Genomic DNA, 20,263 nt, shown 5'->3' with positions numbered 1-20,263 from the left:
GGAGCCGTTCCCTGCGCCAGCATTGCGATCGCTGCCTGCTCATGATCGGGCACGGTGGAGAAACATGAACATGGAGCCTGGACATGACCGAGAGCAGCCAAGGTGACAAGAAGAAGCCGATCTGGCGCAGATACATAATCTGGGGCATGCCGATCGGAGGGGCCACGGCCGCCTTTGTCGCCGGTATCATTTTCTGGGGTGGCTTCAACACTGCGATGGAAGCCACCAATACCAAGGAATTCTGCATCTCCTGCCACGAGATGCGCGACTACGTTTATGAGGAATACAAGGGCACGATTCACGACGTGAACCGCTCGGGCGTCGGCGCCATGTGTTCCGACTGCCACGTGCCGAAAGACTGGACCCACAAGATCATCCGCAAGGTCCAGGCCTCCAAGGAATTGTGGGGCAAGATGGTCGGCACCATCAACACGCCTGAAAAATTCGAGGCCAAGCGTCTGGCCCTTGCCCAGAACGAATGGGAGCGCATGAAGGCCAACGATTCGCGCGAATGCCGGAACTGTCACGACTTCAACTCGATGATGCCGGAATTCCAGAAACCACGTGCGCGCCAGCAGCACCTGAACGCGATGGAAGCCGGACAGACCTGTATCGACTGCCACAAGGGCATTGCCCATTCGGATCTGCGCGACCGGGCGGAAGAGGAATATCTGGAAGAACTCGAAGCTCCGAACCCCGCGTTCAAGCGCGAGATTCCGGCAGCCTACATCGCCAGCCTGGAGCGTATCGTCAACAAGGAAGCGGAAGAAGCGGCCGCTGCCAAGGCGGCGCAGAAAGCCCAGCAGGAAGCCGTTCAGGCGCAGATCGCTGCGGCCGTGGACGCTGCCGTTGCAGAGGAACGAGCCAAGGCCGATGGCGCAACAGGCGATGCGGCAAGCACGGGCGGGGCAACCGGCACCGTCGCGGCCAATGTCGACTGGGCGTCGGTTCCGGCGACCGACATGACGCTGTTTTATCCAGGTCAGGCCTCCTTTGAATGGGTACAGAATGGCAAGACCCATGGCGGTGCCCGACCCCTCACCAAGGGCGGCGATGCCTGTACCACCTGTCACGCGGCCGAGCTCGAAGCCATCGGCAACAAGATCGTCGCGGGCGGCGATCTCGAGCCGACACCGATCCCGGGCAAGCGCGGTCTCATCAATGCAACGGTCCAGGCCGCCCATGACGACGACACTCTCTATGTGCGTCTTCAGTGGCCCGATGCCGGTCACAACCCGGCTCCGTTTGTCGATGGCGGCAAGATGGATCCGGACAACCAGATCAAGGTGGCCATGATGATCACGGGCACCGGGATCGAACTGGGCGAAACCACCGGCTGCTGGGCCTCCTGTCATGCCGACAACACCTATATGCCCTTTGATCCGGGTGCAGAGGCGATTGCCGCCAACGCGGATGTTGCCGGTCAGCTGGAAGCATCCGGGACCATCACCAAGTACCTGACCGAAAGCCGGACCAAGGTCGAGGTGAAGGGCCGGCGCGGCAAGGCGCAGGGTGGCTGGGACAAGCTGAAAGGCGCTGACGAGATCAGCCAGCTGTTTCAGGATGGCACCTATCTTGATCTCCTGAGGGTCTATGCGGACGGCACCGCCAGCAATGGTTACCTGCTGGAGCGCCGGGTGGTGAATGACGGTGAAATGGCGGCGGAAGCCAACCTGTCAGCCGGTGTCTGGACCGTGATCTTTTCACGGCCGCTGAACTCCGGTGCTCCGGGCGATGTCCCGCTGGAGCCGGGCAAGACCTACACGGTCGGGTTCGCGATTCATGACGACTATGCCGCTGCGCGGTTCCACCACGTGACGCTCAACACGAGCCTCGCGCTGGATGACGACACGGCACAGATCAACGTCGCCAAACAATAAGCACAAGGGGCGGCGGGCAACTGCCGCCCCTTTCAAACGAGCGAGGGAGAAGCAAGATGCGTTTTGTTCAACTGATAGGTCCCGCGGTTCTGCTGTCGCTTGCAGTCTCAAGCCCTGTCCTCGCCGGAGAGGAAGACCTGATAGCGCTGTGCGCGGAAGCTGAAGAGCGCTATGCCGACATGTTCGGTCACCCGTCCGCGGACGAAGAGGGGGTGACCGTGGTCAAGATGTACAAGTATCGCTTTTGTCCCCAGGCGCTGACCGTCCCCGTCGGCACCACCGTGCGCTGGGTCAATGTCGACAAGCGCACCAGTCATTCGATCGTGCTGAAGGATGAAGGCGTTCCGGAAACCGACCGGCTTTTTCCCGAAGAGGTCTTCGAATTCACGTTCCTGACCCCCGGGGACCAGACCTACCTGTGCGGCCCACATTGGGAAACCCAGGAAATGATCGGCATGATCTCCGTAAGCCAATGAATTCAAACAACTAAATTGTTCAAATTCGAACCGGATCAGCTTGACTATTGTCAATCAATCCACGCCTGAAACAGGCAATCATGGTTCCGCGAAGCGCCGTACAAAAAACTGTCGTTGCCGTGCCAACGCGTCCTTATCGACAAACGACAGCGCCCCGGCGCTTCGCACCGGACGGTCGACTGATTTCAGCAGAAGCGAGGTCCCCATGACTGGAAAAGTCTTTCTTATCGGTGCAGGCCCGGGCGACCCGGAACTTCTGACCCTCAGGGCCATGCGCATGCTGCAGGAAGCCGACGTGGTGGTCTATGACCGTCTGGTCTCCCCCGAAATTCTCGCCCTCGCTCCGGCCGGCGTTCAAATGGTACCGGTCGGCAAATCACCCGACAACCATCCGGTGCCGCAGGAGAGGATCAACGAGATCCTCGCCGAACTGGCTCTGGACGGCCAGACGGTTGCGCGCCTCAAGGGTGGCGACCCGCTGATCTTCGGCCGGGGTTCGGAAGAAGCCGCTCATCTGCAGGCAAACGGCATCATTGTTGAATATGCCCCCGGTATCACCGCCGCCCAGGGCGCGGCGGCTGCCTCCGGGGTGCCACTGACTCATCGGGGTCTTGCGACCGGCGTGCGCTATGTGACCGGACACCGTCAGGCCAACGGCATGCTCGACCTCGACTGGAAAAGCTTAGCCAGCGAAGAAACGACTCTGGTCGTCTATATGGGCGTTGCCAATATCGGCCAGATCGCCATGCGGCTGGTGGCCGAGGGCCTGAGCGAAACCACACCCGTCATGGCGATCGCCAATGCAACAACCCCTCGGGAAAACCGGTTGTTCTCCCGTCTTGGGCAGGTTGCGATCGATGTCCGCGATGCCGGCCTGAAGGCCCCGGTTCTGTTCGTGATCGGTCAGGTCGTGACCTTGTGCGAAGAATGGCCCGCTGCGGCGACGGACCTAATCCACGCGGTGGAAGCGACTGCCGCGGGGCAGCGCGCCCATGCTTAGGCTGGCGGTTCTTTTCTGTTTTTTGTGCAGCCCTGCTTTCGCCGGTGGCACGGCAGACCCGAGTGCCCTGAAAAACCTGGTGCACCAGGATTGCGGATCCTGCCACGGCCTGACCCTCAAGGGAGGGCTCGGCCCCGATATCCGCCCCGATGCCCTGTCCCACTATGACATCGACACCCTGTCCGAAGTCGTTCTGGACGGCATTCCGGGAACGGCCATGCCGCCCTGGCGGCCGCTGATGAGCGAAGCGGACGCAAAGAACATCGCCGAATATCTGCTGCAGGGAGAAGACAAATGAAATGGCTCGCCAGCGCCGCTCTGGCGCTTCTGATGACAGGCAGCGTTCATGCTGAAACGATCCTTGCAACAGGCGATCTTGGCCTCGTGGTTGAACGGGCCACCGGTTCGCTGCTTCTGGTCGATCAGTCCGAGAGGGCTTCGCTGACCCGGATCTCCGGCCTTGGCGACCTCTCCCATGCCAGCCTGGTCTATTCGCCGGACCAGCGATACGCCTATGTGTTCGGACGGGATGGCGGCCTGACCAAGGTCGATATTGTGGAACGCAGAATTGCCGACCGGGTCGTCCAGTCCGGCAATGCCATTGGCGGCGCGATTTCCGACGACGGGTCTCTGGTGGCCGTTTCCAACTACGAGCCCGGCGGCGTCCGGATTTTTGATGCCGACACGCTTGAGATGGTCGCGGACATTCCGACAGGGTCCAAAACCATCGGTCTCGTCGATGCGCCCGGCAAACGCTTCGTCTTCTCGCTCTGGGACGATGGCGAGACCTGGATTGCGGACATGTCCTCCGGCACCCCGGAGATCACCAGGATCCCGGATATCGGCACCAATCCCTACGACGCGCTGGTTACCGATGACGGCCGGCTCTACATCACCGGGCTTTTCGGTGAGGACGGTCTGACGGCGATCGATCTCTGGGACGAGGATCCCAAGCCGATCCGGGTACTGCCGGAATATGGCCGGGGCCAACAGGAGCTGCCCGTCTACAAGATGCCCCACCTTGAAGGTTGGGCCCGTGCCGGCCGCGAGTTCGTGCTGCCCGCGGTCGGCCATCATCAGGTGCTCTGGATCAATGCCGAGGACCTGACCGAAACCGGTCGCACCGACACCCATGGCCAGCCCGTCTTTGCCATGGCCCGCCCCGACGGACGCCAGGTCTGGGTGAATTTCGCCCATCCCCTGAACGATACCATCCAGGTGATCGACACTCCGAGCAAGGACGTGGTCCATGAATTCAAGCCAGGTCCCGCCGTGCTGCATATGGAGTTCACACCCCGCGGTCACGAAGTCTGGGTCTCCGTCCGCGATGCCGGCAAGGTGATGATCTACGACACGCACAGCTTTGAGAAGCTCGCGGAAATCGAAGCTGACAGCCCGTCGGGCATCTTCTTCACCTCCCGCGCACACAAGACGGGGCTTTGAGCAATGGAACGGATCGGCGATGCCATTGATCTCAGGCTGCTGGATGACTGGCAGCGGGATTTCCCGCTCGACCCGCGCCCCTTTGCCGTGATCGGTGAAGCCGTGGGCTGCTCCGAGGCAGATGCCATCCGGCGCATTTCCGCCTTGTCGGCCTCTGGCCGGATCACACGGGTCGGAGCGACATGCGCACCCAACACGGTGTCGGCCAGCACACTCGCCGCCCTGTCCGCGCCGGATGACCGCCAGGAAGAGGTCGCAGAGATTGTCGGCCGTCAGCCGGGCGTCAATCACTCCTATCTGAGGGAGGATCACTGGAACCTCTGGTTTGTCGCAACCGGGCCGGACCGGGACCATGTGAACACTTCCCTGGAGACCATCAGGCAGGAAACCGGCCTCACGGTTCTCGACCTGCCGCTTGTCCGCCCGTTCAATGTCGATCTGGGCTTCCGCTTGCGCGGTTCGTCGCAGCGGACACCGCTTGCACGCCCCGTGGATCTGACGCGCCTCCGCGACGGGGACAGGGATATCCTGCAGGCGCTGACGACCGGCATGTCGCTATGCAACAGGCCTTTCGCGGAAATCGGCAAGCCCCTGAACCGCAGCGAAAAGGACATTCTGGACAGGGTGTCGGATCTTCAGGCCGGCGGCATCATCTCCCGCCTCGGCGTTATCGTGCGCCACCGCGCCCTCGGCTGGCGGTCAAACGCCATGGTGGTCTGGGACATACCGTCTGACCGGATTGACCAGGCAGGACCAGCTCTTGCAGCACATCCCGGCGTGACCCTCTGTTATGAACGCCGGCCGGCGCCTGGCGTCTGGCCGTACCGGCTCTACTGCATGATCCACGCACAAAGCCGCCGTGCAGCCCTTGAGACCCTGACGGCAGCAAGCCGTCTGCCGGAGCTGGAACGGGTTCCGTTCAAGACCCTCTTTTCCAATCGGTGCTTCAAGCAGACCGGAGCGATGATTGCCCGGCAGGGAGCCGCGGCATGACCGGCACACTCACGGATCTGGACCGCACCCTGATCAACCGGCTTCAGGACGACCTGCCGCTCACAGCCCGCCCGTTCCAGTCGCTCGCCGAGGAATTCGGCATGGACGAGGACGCGCTGGTCGACCGGATCAGACAGCTGCGTGACGACGGGATTCTGACCCGGTTTGGACCGTTTTTTGACGCGGAAGCACTTGGCGGGGCCTTTTGCCTGTGCGCCATGGCCGTTCCTTCCGAGCGCTTCGACGAGGTCTTAACCAAAGTCAATGCCCATGCGGAGGTCGCGCATAATTATGAGCGCACCCACAAGCTGAACATGTGGTTCGTGCTGGCAACGGAAAGCCCGTCAGCCATTCAGGAAACGACTGCGATCATCGAGCGGGAAACCGGTCTCAAGGTCCTGCAGTTTCCGAAAGAGCGCGAGTTTTTCATCGGATTTCGGGTGAACGCATGACCTTGTCATCAACCGATCGCGCCATCGTTGAAGCGACCCAGGCAGGCCTGCCGCTGGTTCCGGCCCCCTATGCCGTCATCGCCGAAACGCTCGGTCTCACGGAAGCCGATGTCCTGGACCGGCTCGCGCGGCTGAAGGCAGAAGGCATCATCCGCCGGATCGGAGCGGCCCCCAATCACTACCGGCTCGGCATGACCGCCAATGGCATGACCGTCTGGGATGTGGACGATGCCCGGGTCGACGCAATCGGTGAAAAGGTCGGAGCGCTCGACTTTGTCACGCACAGCTACCGGCGTCCGCGGGCACTGCCTGACTGGCCCTATAACCTGTTTGCCATGGTCCATGGCGCCAGCAAGGACGAAGTCCTGCAAAAACGCCGGCAGATTGTCGATCTGCTCGGCGATGCCTGCCGGGCAAGCGACATCCTGTTTTCGACCCGCATCCTGAAAAAGACCGGCATGCGGCTGCGCAGGAAGGAAGGCTGAGACATGTTTCGTCTTTCGGAATACATGCACCAGATCAAGGAACCGACCCCTGTCAGAACCCGGCGTGGATCAGGTCCGGTGAAACCGGTCGTGATCTGGAACCTGACACGGCGCTGCAACTTAAGATGCCGCCACTGCTACACGGTCTCCGCCGATGTCGATTTTCCCGGCGAGCTGACCCGTGAGCAGGCCATGGAAACACTGGAGGATCTTGGCCGCTTCCGCATTCCGGCGCTGATCCTGTCAGGCGGTGAACCGCTCGACCGGCGCGACCTTTTCGAGATTGCCGCACGTGCACGCCAGCTTGTGCGCATGCTGGCGCTGTCCACCAACGGTACCAAACTCCATGGCGATGCCGCCGACCGGGTCGCGGAGATCGGCTTTGACTATGTCGGCATTTCCATCGACGGCATCGGCAAGACCAATGACTGGTTCCGCGGCGTCGATGGTGCCTTTTCGGACGCCCTGCGCGGAGTGCGTGAATGCAAGGCACGTGGCATCAAGGTGGGCCTGCGCTTCACCCTGACAGAGGGCAACCACACCAGCCTTGCCGACATCCTGAAGCTTTGCGATGACGAAGGCGTCGACAAATTCTACCTGTCGCATCTGGTCTATGCCGGCCGCGGTGACAAGAACCGCGGTGAAGACGCGGAACACAAGCGCTCCCGCTGGGCGATGGACCTGTTGCTTGACCGGGCCTGGCAGGGCGTTGACGGCGGCCGTCCGCTCGATATCGTTACCGGCAACAATGACGCGGACGCGGTCTATTTTCTGAACTGGGTCGAAACCAGGTTCGGTGCGGAAACGGCGGCCCATATCCGGGCACATCTGGCCGCCTGGGGCGGCAATTCTTCTGGTCTGGGCGTTGCCAATATCGATACGCTCGGCAATGTGCACCCGGACACCTACTGGTCCGACTACACGATCGGCAGTGTGAAATCGGCCCCCTTTTCCGAATTGTGGACCGGTGACGATCCCATGCTGGCGCAACTCAGAACCCGGCCCCGTCCCCTGAAGGGACGCTGCGGTGCCTGCGCCTTCAAGACCGAATGCGGCGGCAACACCCGTATTCGCGCGCTTCAGGTCACAGGCGATCCCTGGGCGGAAGACCCGGCCTGTTACCTGAGCGACAGTGAAATCGGCATCGACGGCGTCGACTACGAGCGCCTGACGGTGACCCCATTCCGAGGAAAACGCCATGATCCGGCTCATCGTTTCGCTTAGCGCCCTGGCGCTGGCAGTCACCGCACCGCTGGCGGACCCGGTGCAGGACTATGCCGACAATTGCCAAGAATGCCACGGCGCTGGACGGCTGGGCGGATTGGGACCGGCCCTGATCCCGCAGACGCTGGGTCGTATGCGCGGTCCCAATCTCGTCTCGGTCATCCGCGACGGCCGCGAAGCCACGCAGATGCCGGCATTCGACGAGATCCTCTCAGCAGAGCAGATCGATGCGCTTGCAGCCTATCTGAAAGAACCGCTTGCCGACGTTCCGCCCTGGGGCGAAGCCGAAATCATGGCCAGCCGGCTGATGAATGAAGACTATACACCGGCCGAAAAACCGACCTGGTCCTCCGACCCGATGAACATCACGCTCGCGGTGGAAACCGGCGATCACCACGTCAGTGTCCTGGACGGCGATACGTTCGAGACGCTTGACCGGTTTGCAACGCCGTTTGCGGTCCATGGCGGGCCGAAATTCTCGCCCGAAGGCCGCTTTGTTTTCATCATGTCGCGCGACGGCTGGGTGCAGAAATACGATCTTTATGCACTGCAGGAAGTGGGCCGCATCCGAGCCGGTCTCAACAGCCGCAACATAGCCATCAGCCATGACGGCAAGTGGTTGGCCGTCGCCAATTACCTGCCCAACACGCTGACCATCCTGTCGACGGACGACCTGAGTGTCGCCAAGGTCAGGGAAGTGAAAGGCAAGGACGGGACGCCGAGCCGGATTTCGGCGGTCTATCAGGCCCCGCCGCGCGAAAGCTTCGTGCTGGCCCTGAAGGACGTTCCGGAGATCTGGGAAGTCTTCTACGGCAAAAATCCGCCCGAGATGGGTTTTGCCCATGACTGGCGCACCGAAGGACCGGTCAAAAACGAAGACCCTTTCCCGATCCGCAAGATCACGACGCCGGATTATCTGGACGATTTCTTTTTCGACCAGAGCTATGAATATGTCATGGGCGCGTCGCGCAGTGGCAATGGCGGCCAGGTAATCGATCTGGTGATCGGCCAGAAAACGGCGGATCTCGATCTGCCCGGCATGCCACATCTGGGCTCTGGTATCACCTGGAAATACGGCGATACCACCGTTATGGCGACGCCTCACCTGAAAGACGGCGCGGTGACCGTGATCGACATGTCGACCTGGCAGACCGTGAAACGGATCGAGACACTCGGTCCCGGATTTTTCATGCGCAGTCACGAGAATTCGCCCTATGTCTGGGTGGATGTGTTCTTCGGCCCGAACAAGGACGTCATGCATGTGATCGACAAGGAAAGCCTTGAGATCGTCAAGACACTCCGGCCGGTTGAAGGCGCGACGGTGGCCCATGTGGAATTCACGCGAGACGGCCGCCATGCGCTTGTCTCCGTCTGGGAGGATGACGGCGCGGTGATCGTCTATGACGCGGCAACTTTGGAGGAAGTCCGCCGCCTGCCGATGCGCAAACCTTCAGGGAAATACAATGTCTGGAACAAGATCACCTTCTCCGAAGGCACCAGCCACTGAGGCGATCCTCGTCGCGCATGGCCAGCCCTCCCAGCCCGAGGCCGGCGAAGACGAGCTGAAAGCCCTGGCGGCGCAGATCCAGCTGCTTTTGCCGGACTGGACTATCCGGTCCGCCACGCTGGCAGCACCGGGAGCACTGGAGGCCGTGCTGGACACATCCGAAGGTGCACCATTCATCTATCCCATGTTCATGGCGGATGGCTGGTTTACCAAGACGGCGCTTCCAGGGCGTCTCGGAGACCGCAAGGTGCATCAGCTTGCCCCGTTCGGCACCCATCCGGGTCTGCCGCATCAGACCCTCAAGCTTCTGAAGCGGGAAGCAGACCAGCTTGGCTGGTCCTTCAATTCCTGCGACATCATGATCGCCGCCCATGGCTCGTCTTCCGGACCTGCGGCGGGAGACTGCGCGCTCTATTTTGCAAGGCGACTGCGCCGGTTGACGCCCTTCAAAAAGGCAATCCACACCGGCTTCCTGGCCCAGGAACCGTTCCTGGCGGATATGGCCTGGCGGAGCTCCTCCCGGACCCTGATGCTGCCGTTTCTGGCCGGAACAGGAACGCATCTGACGGACGATATTCCACAGGCCGTGGAAGAAGGCCGCTTCCAGGGCGTGCTGCTGCCCGCCATTGGCTCGGCCTCTTTTGTGCCCGACCTGATCGCGCAAAGCCTTAAAAGCGCAAGGCAGCGCGCGATGCGTTTCGACCCGATGGACGCGGACCGCCTGGCCGTCAGCCTGTCGCCGCCGCCGCCGATCCGCGTTAGCGAGCCGATCAGACCGGGCGCCAGTGACCCAGGCGACACCCCAGTACCGACACGCAGGGGGCCGGGAAAACTTCGAGACGTAGCAGCGGCGATCGCGTGGATTTTCCGATCGGTGATCAGTCGTGTCTCTGGCCGGATATCAATTGACCAGTCGACCAGGCATGGGAGCCATCGGAAGACCGGCATGGCCAATGCCCACCAGTCCTGAACATGAAATGTACAGCCAGGAAACCGGGAAAGGCCAGGAACAGATGACAACGACAGAGACAACGTGGCCGGTCAAAAAACTCGCGATCGTGCTTTATCCGTTCACCGCGGCAGCCGTTGCCATCAACCTGTTCCTGCTCAGCCTTATGGGCATCGCTCTTGGCCTGCCTGCCCTGTCACCGCTTACCTGCATCTGGCTCAGCATCCCGCTCGGCATTCCGGCAACCTGGGCTGCGGCCAGATGGGTACGCGGGCTGATGGACGAGGCGGAAGGACGAAAGGCACCCGACGCTTAACATCTGCCGACCTGCAATCGCGCGCTCGGTTCAAAGAGAGATCGAGGGCTACTTAAAGGCATTTCCAGTTTCAACGGTGAAGGTGCACTCGCTGTTGATTTCCTTGATTTCAGTGCGAAAAACCTTGTTTTCTGAGTCAATCACGTAATCGCAGTCCGTTTCGTCAAACACAAAATACTCGATATAGTGCCCTGCCTCTTCGAACCTGGAGGAGTAGGTCAAGGTTTTGCCGTCGTAGGACACATGTATCCCGATTGGCAGGTCTTCCACCGGCGCTTTCCGGGTGTTTCGAAGGACCTTCTCCCATGTCCCGGGAGTGCCAGAAATCGGACGATATCGCTCAATTGCTTCGTCGATTATATAGAAGCCGAGCGTGTTGGTGCGCATGCTGGTCCAAAGACACTTCTCGCTGACAGTACTACACTCCTTGAAACGATATCTCTGGTCTACCACGATCGATAAACCGGCATCCTTGTCGTCGCTTCCAGACGTTTTTTCTTCCGATTGAGCGGAAACAGAAATCATCGTCACCGTCATCGAGAGAAAGAAAAGGAAAATAATCTTCAATTTATTCATTGCCGTCCGTCAAAAATCTGAGCATTCGAATGATCATCATCAACATGGCAACGGCAATTGCAAGCCACTCGAATTCAAGCACAACCTGTACGTTGACGTAACGTCTGCTCCATCATCTTCCAGTCTGGTGGAAAAGCATGAAATGTTCAGTGTTGGGCGGCGTGCGTCCTAGAGCCAGGCCGACGATCCGCTCTCCCGGACAATAAAGGCACAGGCGCCAGGGATTTCCGAAAGCATGGCCGCCAGGCCTCGTTCTCCGGTCACCAGCGCGGCCGTCGACAATCCGTCTGCAAGCGCCGCAGTCGGTGCCAGTACGCTGGCACCAAGGAGATCGTTTGCCACGGGCAGGCCCGATCTCGGATCCAGGATGTGCGATCTTGCCCCCGCCTGGTCGAAGGTGGTTCCAAGTCTTGCGGAACTCGCAACCGCCATGTTGTTGAGATGCACGTCTGCCTGCTGGTCCGGCTGTCCCGGATCCGGGCGCAGGGTGACCGGCCAGCCGGCCGTGACCGGTCCGCTTTCCGGTGGTGCAGTTCCTGTCGCTGAAATCTCTCCAAGGTCGACAAGCGTATTCAGGCAACCGGCGGCCGTGAGCAATGTGGCGACACGATCGGTGATGTAACCCTGAGCGATGCCGTTCAGCGTTATGGCCATGCCAGGGTCGCGAAAGCGGATGCCGGCCGCTTCGACGACAATCCGGTCGAAGCCGGTTCTGGAGAGGGCATCGTCGAAGGCTGCGGGTTGCTCAGCGTCGCTGGATGCCTGAGCGGTTTGCCGCGCGTGCAGCTCCCAAAGCCGTTGAACCGTCGGGTCGAAGGCTCCTTCTGTCAGCTCGAACAGCCGTCTCGAAAGGCCGAGCAGTTCGACCAGCTCCTGGGACGGGGCTGCTAGGTGGCCGTCGCGGTTCAGGCGGCTGAGTTCACTGTCGGTGCGGTAAAGACTGAAGATGGCTTCCAGGCGCCGGATCTCCGCCTCGATCCGCTTGAACAGATACTCCGCTTCTTCTGCACTCTTCAGAACCAGATTGATTTCGGCCCGTGCCCCAAGGGCAACCCCCGTCCAGCGATGCAGTTTGGCTCCGGCGGCGGATGCGGTCGAAGGCAGGGCCAGCCCCGCCGTTGCGGCGGCACATATGCGGATAAAGCGTCTGCGGGTCAGAGGTGCGGTGGCATTGCTGCTCATGGCCGTGCCTCGTCCTGTTCGCTGGAGCTCAGCTGTTCGGCGGCAGAGAGTTCGACCGGCGCCAGAACGTAGTCAGCCGGGATATCATCGAGGCGAAGGACGCTGCCTCCGTGTGCCGCCGCGAAGTCTTCTGCGCCTTTTTCAGTACCGAACGGGATCGCTTCGGGCGCCCCCATCCCCCCGGCCTGCTGGCTGCCAATGACATACCAGGCCGTGTCGGCTTCGATCCAGTTGTCAAATCCAGGCTCCTCCCAGCTCTGGGCCTTGTCCATGTCGTTCACATAAATGGCCGCGATGTTCTTGGGTTCTTCGGGCGACAGTTTGAAAGCCACCGCATCCCGCACCTGCGTGAACCAAAACGGAAAAGGCATTCCTGTCAAATGGATCTGCGCCTTGGGACCCGTGTGTTCCAGAACCGTCATCTGGCAATAGTGGCCGGCCGCTTCCGGCGTCAGGTTCAGCGGATCAGGTTTGGCAATCTGCACGTCGTCCTGGCAGGCCCCGAGAAGACCTGCGGCGAAGACGGCAATCAGGATTTTCCTCATGGCATTATCCTCCGGATAAGCATGGTCGACAGGCTGAGCATCAACCCGGCAAAGGCGGCCAGGGACACAAGCGCCATCAAGGGCGGAAAGGGCAGTGTCTCAGCGACACCGGCCATGCCACCGACCAGTTCGCTGGCGCCGAGCGCGGCCAGGTTGAACAGGCGGAAGGCGTCGGCCGGATTGGCCAGTACAGCGTAGGGAAAGACATCCGAAGCAAAGGCACCGCTCGGATTGGCGACCAGGGCGCCCAGCAAGGCCAGATCATAGAGCACCACCAGGATCAGCCAGGCCGCAATGGCAGCGGCGGCCGCCGTGCCGGACTGCCGGGTCAGCGAACTCAGGACATAGCCGATGGCCAGGAAACACACCCCGAGCAGAACAGACGTCGCGATCAGCCTTGCGAAATCGATCAGGCCGCTGACGGAGCCCGATCCGAGTGCAACAAGCAGACCTGCGGTGAGGCCGTAGCCAATCACCAGGGCGAAACTCAGCACCAGCGTGTGGCCAAACGCCTTGCCTGCCAGAAACTCCGTGCGGGAAATCGGACAAGACAGCGTCATCAGCAGCGTGCCACGTTCAATCTCGCCACAGACCGCGTCAAAGGCCAACAGAAGGGCAATTAGGGGCACCAGATAGACGGAGAGGCTGGCAAGCGAGGCGACGGTGATCGTCAGCCGGTCGACCCCAAGTGTCCCGGCCGGCGCCGAGCCGAGCAACGCCAGGGCCAGCGAAAACACGGCCAGGATCAGTGTCGCCAGCAGGATCCAGCGATTGCGGATGCCGATCCGGATTTCCTGTGCCGCGACGGTCCAGATTCTGGAGAACATGGCTCAGACCTCCTTCTCGGCAGTGTTGGAAAAATGGCGATAAACGTCATCAAGGCTTGGTGCATGCACGTCGACATCCTCGACGAGATTGCCGAGCGCGCTGATGGCGGAGAGCGCCTTCACCTTGCCGTCCAGATCGCAGTCGAATTCCACCGAGCGGCCGTTCATGCGCCCGCCACCAAGCTGGTCGGCGACAGCCTGAACATTGCCTGGACGGGTCCAGACCTTGAGCCGGATCGGCAGCCCCGCCTGTTCGCGCAACCTGCCCAAAACGTCATCGGCTACAAGTTTGCCTTTTGAGAGGATCAGGATCCGGTCGGTGCGGGCTTCCAGCTCTGTCAGCGCATGGGACGACAGCAGCACCGTTGCCCCCTGCTCCGCAATCTCGCCGATGAGTTCGTAAACCGTCTGGCGGGAGATCGGATCGAGTCCGGTTGTCGGTTCGTCGAGAAGCACCATTCGCGGCCGCCCGATCAGGGCCTGGGCCAGGCCGAGGCGCTGACGCATGCCCTTGGAATAGGTGCCGACCTTGCGCCTTGCGGCTTCCATAAGACCGACCTTGTCCAGAAGTGGGAGCGCTTTCGAAGGCTTCTCACCTTTCAGCCTTGCATAAAAACTCAGGACCTCTTCACCCGTCAGGCTTGCCGGAAACGCGACGGATTCCGGCAGGTAGGCCATGGCTTTTCGGGCTGCGGAACTGCCGGGGGCAGCGCCCAGAACCGAGACCTCACCGCCGTCGCGCTTGAGAAAACCCAGAATGATCTTGAACAGGGTCGTTTTGCCGGCGCCGTTATGGCCGAGCAGGGCCACCCTTTCGCCTGGCTGCAAGGTAAAGGAGACGTCGTCCACGGCCTTGAAGGCAGCGAAGCGCTTGCTGACCTTGTCGATGGAAAGGCTTGTTGTGCTCATCCCTGAACTCCAGAAAGGGGCATGGGCCGGTCCGGCGGATGCATGAGAGGGGCGTTGTCGACAATGCCGCCCGGCAACAGCGCCGGGAACTGGGACTGGGTCCAGCGCAACAGCTGCACGGCAGGGCTGCCGATCAAAAGCTTCGCGGAAGGCTGGGTCCAGAGCACCTGGTCGACCATGTCGTTGGGCCGGTAGGCCGTGTCGGCAAGGCCGTCGCCGTTCATGTCGAAGGCGGCGTGGTCACTCCAGTAGTTGCCCCTGCCCTCGCTGCTCCAGTCGAGCATGCGGCTGCCGACATATTTGACCTGGGTCCGGTTGCCGATAAAGGCATTGCCCTGAAAGCTGTTCCTGGAGGAACCGGCCGTGAAATGCACACCGATCGGACAGCCCTGAAAGCTGTTCTCACGGACCGTGTTCTTGTTGGCGTTGTACATGAAGAGGCACTTTTCACCGCCGCCTTCCACCTGGTTGCCGACGATCTCGGCCCGGTTGGCATAGTTCAGCATCAGGCCGTGATTGCGGTCGCCGATGGAGACATTGCCGCGCACCGTCAGCCGGTCGGAGAACATCAGCGCATAGCCGATGTCGTTGCCGGTCGAGACGTTGCTCTCGATGATGCCCCTGTTGCCATGCATGTAATGGATCGCGAAACGCAGATCCTCGAAACGGTTATGGCGGAACGTGTCCTTGTGGCTGGTGTTGACGAAGACGCCGTCCCGGCCGTAGCGGATGGTGTTGAATTCGGCGAGAAGATCCGGTGCGTTCCAGACATAGATGCCGTTGCCGCGCTCGTTCATGCGCAGGTCTTTCCGGCCCTCAATCAGATTGTTGGACACAACCGCATTGCGGGCGCCGTGCACGTCGACACCGGTCAGGTTGTTGAGGATCCGGTTGTCCCGGACCTCGGACCCGTGCGCCGTCTTGGTGAGTTTGACACCCGCATCAAGCGTTTGATGGGACAGTCCGGAGCCCGTCAGTGTCAGGCCAAGGACCTTGCTGTCCGGTGCTGTCACCGTCACGACACTGCCCGTGCCGTTGCCGATAATTGATGCCTTGCCGCCGCCATCCAGTGTCAGCGGCTCGGTGAGGGTGATGGGGCCGGCATGCTTGCCGGGGGCAAGCCGGAGCGTGTCCCCGGCCTGCGCCTGGTCCAGTATGGATTGCAAGGCGCCCTGCTCGGCGGGAACCAGCCAATCCCTGGCAGCCAGTTGGCCGGTGGCCAGCAGGCTGACAAGGGAGACTGCCAGGCCTCGCGTCAGGATGTGCAGGGCGCGTTGCATGGTTAGGCGTTCCTTGGTTCGACGAACATACGGCCGCGCATTTCCATATGGAGCGCGTGGCAGAACCACTGGCAATAGAACCAGTGCACGCCCGGCCGTTCGGCGATGAAGGTCACGGATGCGGTGGCCTGCGGGCCGACTTCCATGGCAATGCCGTAGTTGGACAGGCAGAAGCCGTGGGTCAGGTCATCGATATCGTCGATATTGGTGACATAGACCGTGACTTCGTCGCCCTGCTTCACCGTGAATTTTTCAAGGCTGAAGGTCGGCGCGACCGAGTGCATGTAGACCCGGACCTTATTGCCGTCGCGGATGACATCGGCTGCATATTCCAGATCGACACCGTCGGCCTCGGCCTGTTTCTTGGCCTCGTCGAAAGACGGATCGTTGCGATCCCACACGATGGCCGGGCTCAGCTTGGAGCGGTGCACGATGATGCTGTCATGGGGCTCGGCAAAGGTCGGGCCGTCATGCACCACCGCCATCTCGTCACTGGAAATGTCGATGAGCTGCTCGTTCTCCGGTTTCAGCGGACCGACATTCAAGAAACGGTCCTTGGAGAACTTGTTCATGGACACGAGCCACTTGCCATCCGCTTCCGCGGTTTCCCCCATGGAGGTGGAGTTGTGGCCCGGCTGGTAATGCACATCGACCTTGGAGATGATCGGATCGACATCTTCCCCGGCATAAGCACGCAGCGCCTTGTCCATGTTCCATTTCACCACCTGGCTGTCCAGGAACAGCGTGGTGAAGGCGTTGCCCTTGCCGTCGAAGGCGGTGTGCAGCGGTCCGAGACCCAGTTGCGGCTCGCCGACGATTGCAGACCGCGGATCGGCATTGTCGCTGAACAGGGCATCCACCTTGGTCACATCGATGATCGAGACGGTCGGCGACAGCTTGCCGTTGATGACAATGTGCTGCTTGTCCGGCGCCGCGTTACAGCCATGCGGGCTGTTCGGGATCGGGATGTAGCGGGTGAACTGGGACTTGGCTTCCTTGCGGCCATCGACCACCGGAACGCCGTTCATTTCCTGATAATTGCCGGCGGCAACAGCGTCCTCGATCGCCTTGATGTTGAAGACGACGCAGTGATCCAGCTCGTTCTCGGTCATCTCAGCCAGATTGGTGCCCATTTCCGAGTTGTAGCTGGTCGAGAAAGCGTATTTGCCCTGGTAGTCGGCGTCGGTGTTGTCCAGGTTGCCCGAGACGATCACCTGCCAGGCCACCTTCATTTCATCGCCGTCAATGGCGGTGAAAATGCAGGCATATTGCGACGGATCGTCGAGGATCTTGCCGTCATTGACCAGCGGTGCTTCATGCTCGCCATTGGCAAAGATGTAGCCGGTGCGCGGATATTTCTGCGGTCGCATGCCGTGGATGTCATGCGCGTTCGGGATCTCGATGATCTTGTCGCATTTCATCGTCTTGCAGTCGATGCGGGCCACACGCGTGTTGGCCTTGTCGTTGGCAAAGATGTAGCGGCCGTCATAGGTCCCGTCGGTGAAGGACATATGCGGGTGGTGCAGGTCGCCATTGTCATAGGTGACCTTGCCCTGAGCAGCGAGATAGGCCTTGGTTTCCGGTAGCAAGCCTTCGGTCAGGATCTTCAGCGATTCGTTGGTCTGGCCCCAGCCGGTGGCCGAGCAGCGGTTGAACACCGGAATGCGCATCAGTTCACGCATGGACGGCACGCCGAGAATGCGGACTTCGCCGGTCTGGCCGGAGGACCAGATGCCGTAATATTCGTCCAGTTCACCCGGCGCCATTTCGAATTTCTGGTGCCCGTCCTGTGCCAGGGCCGGCGATGCGCTGCTGGCGGCGACGGCGCCCATTCCGGCGACGACGGCGGTCTTGGCGGTTCCCCCCAAAAGATCCCGGCGGGACATACCCAGATGGTTTTCCTTCTCCTTCATGGCTGATCTCCTTGTTTGCCCATTGAAGGTCATTTGGCCGGAACCGGGGCACCCGTGTCGGTGCCGGTCTCCGGTTTGCGAAGCCCGGTCTGCTCCTCGAAGCGCTTTCTCTTGGCAAGCTTCTTGATGCAGACGGGACATTTCTGATCGTGCTGATACAGCACCTGGCAATGCAGGCAGTTCAGGCACTCGTTTGGATTGATGTTGCCTTCCGGATGGATGGCCTGGACCATGCATTCCTTGGCGCAGCGATGGCACGGGTTGCCGCATTCGCGGTACCGTTTCAGCCAGTCGAACATTCTGAGCCGGGCCGGGATCGCCAGCGCTGCTCCAAGCGGGCACAGGTAGCGGCAATAGAAGCGCTCGATGAAGAGGCCGGCGACGAGCAGCGCAACGGCGAAGAGCACAAACGGCCAGGCCCGCTGGAACTTCAGGATGATGGCCGTCTTGAACGGCTCCACCTCGGCATAGTGCTCGGCGACATCCAGCGAGTAGAGCGACAGGCCGAACAGTCCGAGGAAGATCATGTATTTCAGCGGCCAGAGCCGTTCGTGCAGGCCCCAGGGCACCTCGAATTGCGGCACGCGGCAGACCTTGGCGATCCGGTTGGTCAGTTCCTGCAGGGCGCCGAACGGGCACAACCAGCCGCAATAGGCGCCCCGGCCCCAGAACAGCAGAGCCGCGGCAACGGAGAACCACAGCAGGAAAACCAGCGGGTCCATCAGGAAGGCGTCCCAGCTGAACTCGCTCGTCAGCGAGGAGAAGAAGGCCATCACGTTGACGACCGACAGCTGCGCGTTTTCCATCCAGCCGAGCCAGACCAGCGTGAAGGTCAGGAAGCCGATGCGGAACCAGAAGGTGAAGCGCTCGTGTTTCGTCACCTGCATCTGGAAGAAGAAGACCAGGGTCAGAAGCGCGATTGCCGAACCGAGCACCACGATATCCACCTGGCGGTCGCGCCAGATCCGTTGCCACAGCGCCTGGACAGCGGCGGCATCCTCGGCGGCTGCATCCGTGCCGTTCGCTGGCGCTGCCGCTGCCACAACGGCTTCGGTCTTGAGATACTGGTCCGGCAGCTGGTAGCCGAGATCGAAGGTCAGGAAGACCTTGTCGATCGGACCGATCGCCCGCTGGACCAGGAGCTGCAGACGGAAATCCTTGGCCGGATCGAAGCCGATATCCGCCGGAATGATGAAGAGATCCATTTCGGTGAAGGCAGGGGCACCGTCAGCGGCGATTTCGCCGACACGCGCCTGTTGCTTGTCGAAGAACCTGGCCGAGATGTCATGCTGGATCATCTGGATGCGGTCGAAGATGCCGCCGCGCACATAGCCGGACCCCTTGAAGGAGTAGCGGCCGCGGCCCATGACGATCAGCGCGTGTTCGCCGTCCTTCAGGCGATTTTTCAGATTGGTGTATTCGGCTTCGCCCAACAGCGACAGACCGATTGTCGGCACATCTGCAAGGGCCAGATAGAGGTCGATGAAAGTATCCGTGTCCGGACCGGCTTCCGGCCGGGCAATCGCCTTCGGATCGCCCTGACGGACAAAGGCTTCGTTGATCTGGGCGACATCGAGCGAGAGACGCCGGACAGAACCATCCCCCGTCAGGCTCAACCAGTCGCGGGTCTCCTGTAGGCCGGTATTGATGCTCTTTTTCGGTCCCTGATCGACAATCTCGGGCGCTAGACCGCCAAGGCCGAGCAAGCGGGCCACCTTCAGGCCGGAGCGCACGATAGAATCGTCGATCACCATGATGGTGACGGTGGCGCCGGAGATGATGTCGAGCTCGTGAGCCGAACCGCCCTTGTCAGCTTCCGCCTTGAGATCCAGGCCCGCGTAGCCTTCGGTCACTGCGCGGATCTTTGATTCCGGGATACCGATCAGGACGATGGGTTCGGAATGCTTGACCAGCCGCACCCCGGTGACGATGGCGTCGGTGTCGACGCCCACCAGCGTGTGGATCGGCTTGCCCGAATAACCCGTGGTCGAAACGAAATCTGAAGTCAGGAACACCCAGCCGACCGTCTCGCCGTTCCGGAGCGCCGGAACAACCGGAACATCGTCCCGCAAGGCGCCAAACGCGTCGGCGGTGGGCACGAGCTCGGAAACCTCGACCTTGTCGAGAAACCGGGTCACGAGCGCATCAGCCGCCGCACCGGTCGTCGCCTGAAGAAAGGCAACAAGAAACGCGAGGCAGATCAGTCTGACGTGAAGAGTGTTTTTGAGCGGACGCACGATTAAGCGCTCCAGCGCTTGCCTTGTTTAATTGCCCGCCAATAATCGGATCAGCCGGCAGCCGAGTTC

General features: G+C 61.1%; 20 protein-coding genes and 1 pseudogene. 13 read left to right on the top strand and 8 right to left on the bottom strand.

The window, feature by feature from the left end:
- Positions 1-173 precede the first annotated feature (173 nt).
- The 13 genes and pseudogenes from ACO6TG_RS19230 to ACO6TG_RS19170 all read left to right on the top strand — a co-directional run.
- Positions 174-638 (top strand): annotated as a pseudogene (locus tag ACO6TG_RS19230) (NapC/NirT family cytochrome c); the annotation flags it as partial.
- Positions 639-962: 324 nt separating this feature from the next.
- On the top strand, positions 963-1,880 hold the full coding sequence (locus tag ACO6TG_RS19225) for an ethylbenzene dehydrogenase-related protein (protein WP_422378913.1): 918 nt from the start codon (positions 963-965) through the stop codon (positions 1,878-1,880).
- A 56-nt stretch (positions 1,881-1,936) separates the two neighbouring features.
- Positions 1,937-2,356, top strand: a complete 420-nt coding sequence (locus ACO6TG_RS19220) for a cupredoxin domain-containing protein (RefSeq protein ID WP_422374670.1) — start codon at positions 1,937-1,939, stop codon at positions 2,354-2,356.
- A gap of 205 nt (positions 2,357-2,561) precedes the next feature.
- Positions 2,562-3,356 (top strand): uroporphyrinogen-III C-methyltransferase, encoded by a 795-nt coding sequence (gene cobA, locus ACO6TG_RS19215; RefSeq protein ID WP_422374669.1) that lies wholly within the window; start codon positions 2,562-2,564, stop codon positions 3,354-3,356.
- Positions 3,349-3,654 (top strand): c-type cytochrome, encoded by a 306-nt coding sequence (locus tag ACO6TG_RS19210; protein ID WP_422374668.1) that lies wholly within the window; start codon positions 3,349-3,351, stop codon positions 3,652-3,654. The genes cobA and ACO6TG_RS19210 overlap by 8 nt, the downstream gene beginning before the upstream one ends.
- Entirely contained in the window at positions 3,651-4,799 is a 1,149-nt protein-coding gene (locus ACO6TG_RS19205; RefSeq protein ID WP_422374667.1) for a cytochrome D1 domain-containing protein, read from the top strand. Before ACO6TG_RS19210 ends, ACO6TG_RS19205 begins: the two co-directional genes overlap by 4 nt.
- Positions 4,800-4,802: 3 nt before the next feature.
- Positions 4,803-5,792 (top strand): Lrp/AsnC family transcriptional regulator, encoded by a 990-nt coding sequence (locus ACO6TG_RS19200; protein ID WP_422374666.1) that lies wholly within the window; start codon positions 4,803-4,805, stop codon positions 5,790-5,792.
- Positions 5,789-6,244 (top strand): Lrp/AsnC family transcriptional regulator, encoded by a 456-nt coding sequence (locus ACO6TG_RS19195; protein WP_422374665.1) that lies wholly within the window; start codon positions 5,789-5,791, stop codon positions 6,242-6,244. The genes ACO6TG_RS19200 and ACO6TG_RS19195 overlap by 4 nt, the downstream gene beginning before the upstream one ends.
- Positions 6,241-6,729: an Lrp/AsnC family transcriptional regulator gene (locus ACO6TG_RS19190; protein ID WP_422374664.1), complete on the top strand. Its 489-nt coding sequence runs from the start codon at positions 6,241-6,243 to the stop codon at positions 6,727-6,729. Before ACO6TG_RS19195 ends, ACO6TG_RS19190 begins: the two co-directional genes overlap by 4 nt.
- A gap of 3 nt (positions 6,730-6,732) precedes the next feature.
- Positions 6,733-7,953 carry a heme d1 biosynthesis radical SAM protein NirJ gene (gene nirJ, locus ACO6TG_RS19185; RefSeq protein WP_422374663.1) on the top strand — a complete coding sequence of 407 codons (1,221 nt, stop codon included), beginning with the start codon at positions 6,733-6,735 and terminating at the stop codon, positions 7,951-7,953.
- Positions 7,928-9,460 carry a cytochrome D1 domain-containing protein gene (locus ACO6TG_RS19180; RefSeq protein ID WP_422374662.1) on the top strand — a complete coding sequence of 511 codons (1,533 nt, stop codon included), beginning with the start codon at positions 7,928-7,930 and terminating at the stop codon, positions 9,458-9,460. The genes nirJ and ACO6TG_RS19180 overlap by 26 nt, the downstream gene beginning before the upstream one ends.
- Positions 9,417-10,430, top strand: a complete 1,014-nt coding sequence (locus ACO6TG_RS19175; protein ID WP_422374661.1) for a sirohydrochlorin chelatase — start codon at positions 9,417-9,419, stop codon at positions 10,428-10,430. Before ACO6TG_RS19180 ends, ACO6TG_RS19175 begins: the two co-directional genes overlap by 44 nt.
- Before the next feature lie 43 nt (positions 10,431-10,473).
- Complete coding sequence (locus tag ACO6TG_RS19170; protein ID WP_422374660.1) at positions 10,474-10,725, top strand: hypothetical protein; 252 nt, start codon at positions 10,474-10,476, stop codon at positions 10,723-10,725.
- 48 nt (positions 10,726-10,773) lie between these two features.
- Here ACO6TG_RS19170 and ACO6TG_RS19165 read toward each other — a convergent pair whose 3' ends face one another.
- From ACO6TG_RS19165 to ACO6TG_RS19130, 8 genes are all read right to left on the bottom strand, one after another.
- Positions 10,774-11,301, bottom strand: a complete 528-nt coding sequence (locus ACO6TG_RS19165; protein ID WP_422374659.1) for a hypothetical protein — start codon at positions 11,299-11,301, stop codon at positions 10,774-10,776.
- A 168-nt stretch (positions 11,302-11,469) separates the two neighbouring features.
- Positions 11,470-12,483, bottom strand: a complete 1,014-nt coding sequence (locus tag ACO6TG_RS19160; RefSeq protein WP_422374658.1) for an FAD:protein FMN transferase — start codon at positions 12,481-12,483, stop codon at positions 11,470-11,472.
- On the bottom strand, positions 12,480-13,028 hold the full coding sequence (locus tag ACO6TG_RS19155) for a nitrous oxide reductase accessory protein NosL (RefSeq protein ID WP_422374657.1): 549 nt from the start codon (positions 13,026-13,028) through the stop codon (positions 12,480-12,482). Before ACO6TG_RS19155 ends, ACO6TG_RS19160 begins: the two co-directional genes overlap by 4 nt.
- A complete protein-coding gene (locus ACO6TG_RS19150) occupies positions 13,025-13,855 on the bottom strand; it encodes an ABC transporter permease (protein ID WP_422374656.1) in 831 nt (276 codons plus the stop codon). The genes ACO6TG_RS19155 and ACO6TG_RS19150 overlap by 4 nt, the downstream gene beginning before the upstream one ends.
- Before the next feature lie 3 nt (positions 13,856-13,858).
- Positions 13,859-14,764, bottom strand: coding sequence for an ABC transporter ATP-binding protein (locus ACO6TG_RS19145; protein WP_422374655.1), 906 nt, complete (start codon positions 14,762-14,764; stop codon positions 13,859-13,861).
- A complete protein-coding gene (locus ACO6TG_RS19140) occupies positions 14,761-16,044 on the bottom strand; it encodes a nitrous oxide reductase family maturation protein NosD (RefSeq protein ID WP_422374654.1) in 1,284 nt (427 codons plus the stop codon). The genes ACO6TG_RS19145 and ACO6TG_RS19140 overlap by 4 nt, the downstream gene beginning before the upstream one ends.
- Positions 16,045-16,046: 2 nt before the next feature.
- Positions 16,047-17,957: a TAT-dependent nitrous-oxide reductase gene (gene nosZ / locus ACO6TG_RS19135; protein WP_422374653.1), complete on the bottom strand. Its 1,911-nt coding sequence runs from the start codon at positions 17,955-17,957 to the stop codon at positions 16,047-16,049.
- A 29-nt stretch (positions 17,958-17,986) separates the two neighbouring features.
- Positions 17,987-20,194 (bottom strand): 4Fe-4S binding protein, encoded by a 2,208-nt coding sequence (locus ACO6TG_RS19130; protein ID WP_422374652.1) that lies wholly within the window; start codon positions 20,192-20,194, stop codon positions 17,987-17,989.
- Positions 20,195-20,263 lie beyond the last annotated feature (69 nt).

This window comes from Roseibium sp. (assembly GCF_965233565.1).
Taxonomy (GTDB): Bacteria; Pseudomonadota; Alphaproteobacteria; order Rhizobiales; family Stappiaceae; genus Roseibium.
Note: the sequence above shows the minus strand (reverse complement) of the source record. Positions and strands in the feature narration are given on the sequence as shown.

Coding starts and splice junctions, on each gene's coding strand:
- ACO6TG_RS19225 (WP_422378913.1), top strand. CDS start 963: ATGACGCTGTTTTATCCAGGTCAGGCCTCCTTTGAATGGGTACAGAAT.
- ACO6TG_RS19220 (WP_422374670.1), top strand. CDS start 1,937: ATGCGTTTTGTTCAACTGATAGGTCCCGCGGTTCTGCTGTCGCTTGCA.
- cobA (WP_422374669.1), top strand. CDS start 2,562: ATGACTGGAAAAGTCTTTCTTATCGGTGCAGGCCCGGGCGACCCGGAA.
- ACO6TG_RS19210 (WP_422374668.1), top strand. CDS start 3,349: ATGCTTAGGCTGGCGGTTCTTTTCTGTTTTTTGTGCAGCCCTGCTTTC.
- ACO6TG_RS19205 (WP_422374667.1), top strand. CDS start 3,651: ATGAAATGGCTCGCCAGCGCCGCTCTGGCGCTTCTGATGACAGGCAGC.
- ACO6TG_RS19200 (WP_422374666.1), top strand. CDS start 4,803: ATGGAACGGATCGGCGATGCCATTGATCTCAGGCTGCTGGATGACTGG.
- ACO6TG_RS19195 (WP_422374665.1), top strand. CDS start 5,789: ATGACCGGCACACTCACGGATCTGGACCGCACCCTGATCAACCGGCTT.
- ACO6TG_RS19190 (WP_422374664.1), top strand. CDS start 6,241: ATGACCTTGTCATCAACCGATCGCGCCATCGTTGAAGCGACCCAGGCA.
- nirJ (WP_422374663.1), top strand. CDS start 6,733: ATGTTTCGTCTTTCGGAATACATGCACCAGATCAAGGAACCGACCCCT.
- ACO6TG_RS19180 (WP_422374662.1), top strand. CDS start 7,928: ATGATCCGGCTCATCGTTTCGCTTAGCGCCCTGGCGCTGGCAGTCACC.
- ACO6TG_RS19175 (WP_422374661.1), top strand. CDS start 9,417: ATGTCTGGAACAAGATCACCTTCTCCGAAGGCACCAGCCACTGAGGCG.
- ACO6TG_RS19170 (WP_422374660.1), top strand. CDS start 10,474: ATGACAACGACAGAGACAACGTGGCCGGTCAAAAAACTCGCGATCGTG.
- ACO6TG_RS19165 (WP_422374659.1), bottom strand. CDS start 11,301: ATGAATAAATTGAAGATTATTTTCCTTTTCTTTCTCTCGATGACGGTG.
- ACO6TG_RS19160 (WP_422374658.1), bottom strand. CDS start 12,483: ATGAGCAGCAATGCCACCGCACCTCTGACCCGCAGACGCTTTATCCGC.
- ACO6TG_RS19155 (WP_422374657.1), bottom strand. CDS start 13,028: ATGAGGAAAATCCTGATTGCCGTCTTCGCCGCAGGTCTTCTCGGGGCC.
- ACO6TG_RS19150 (WP_422374656.1), bottom strand. CDS start 13,855: ATGTTCTCCAGAATCTGGACCGTCGCGGCACAGGAAATCCGGATCGGC.
- ACO6TG_RS19145 (WP_422374655.1), bottom strand. CDS start 14,764: ATGAGCACAACAAGCCTTTCCATCGACAAGGTCAGCAAGCGCTTCGCT.
- ACO6TG_RS19140 (WP_422374654.1), bottom strand. CDS start 16,044: ATGCAACGCGCCCTGCACATCCTGACGCGAGGCCTGGCAGTCTCCCTT.
- nosZ (WP_422374653.1), bottom strand. CDS start 17,957: ATGAAGGAGAAGGAAAACCATCTGGGTATGTCCCGCCGGGATCTTTTG.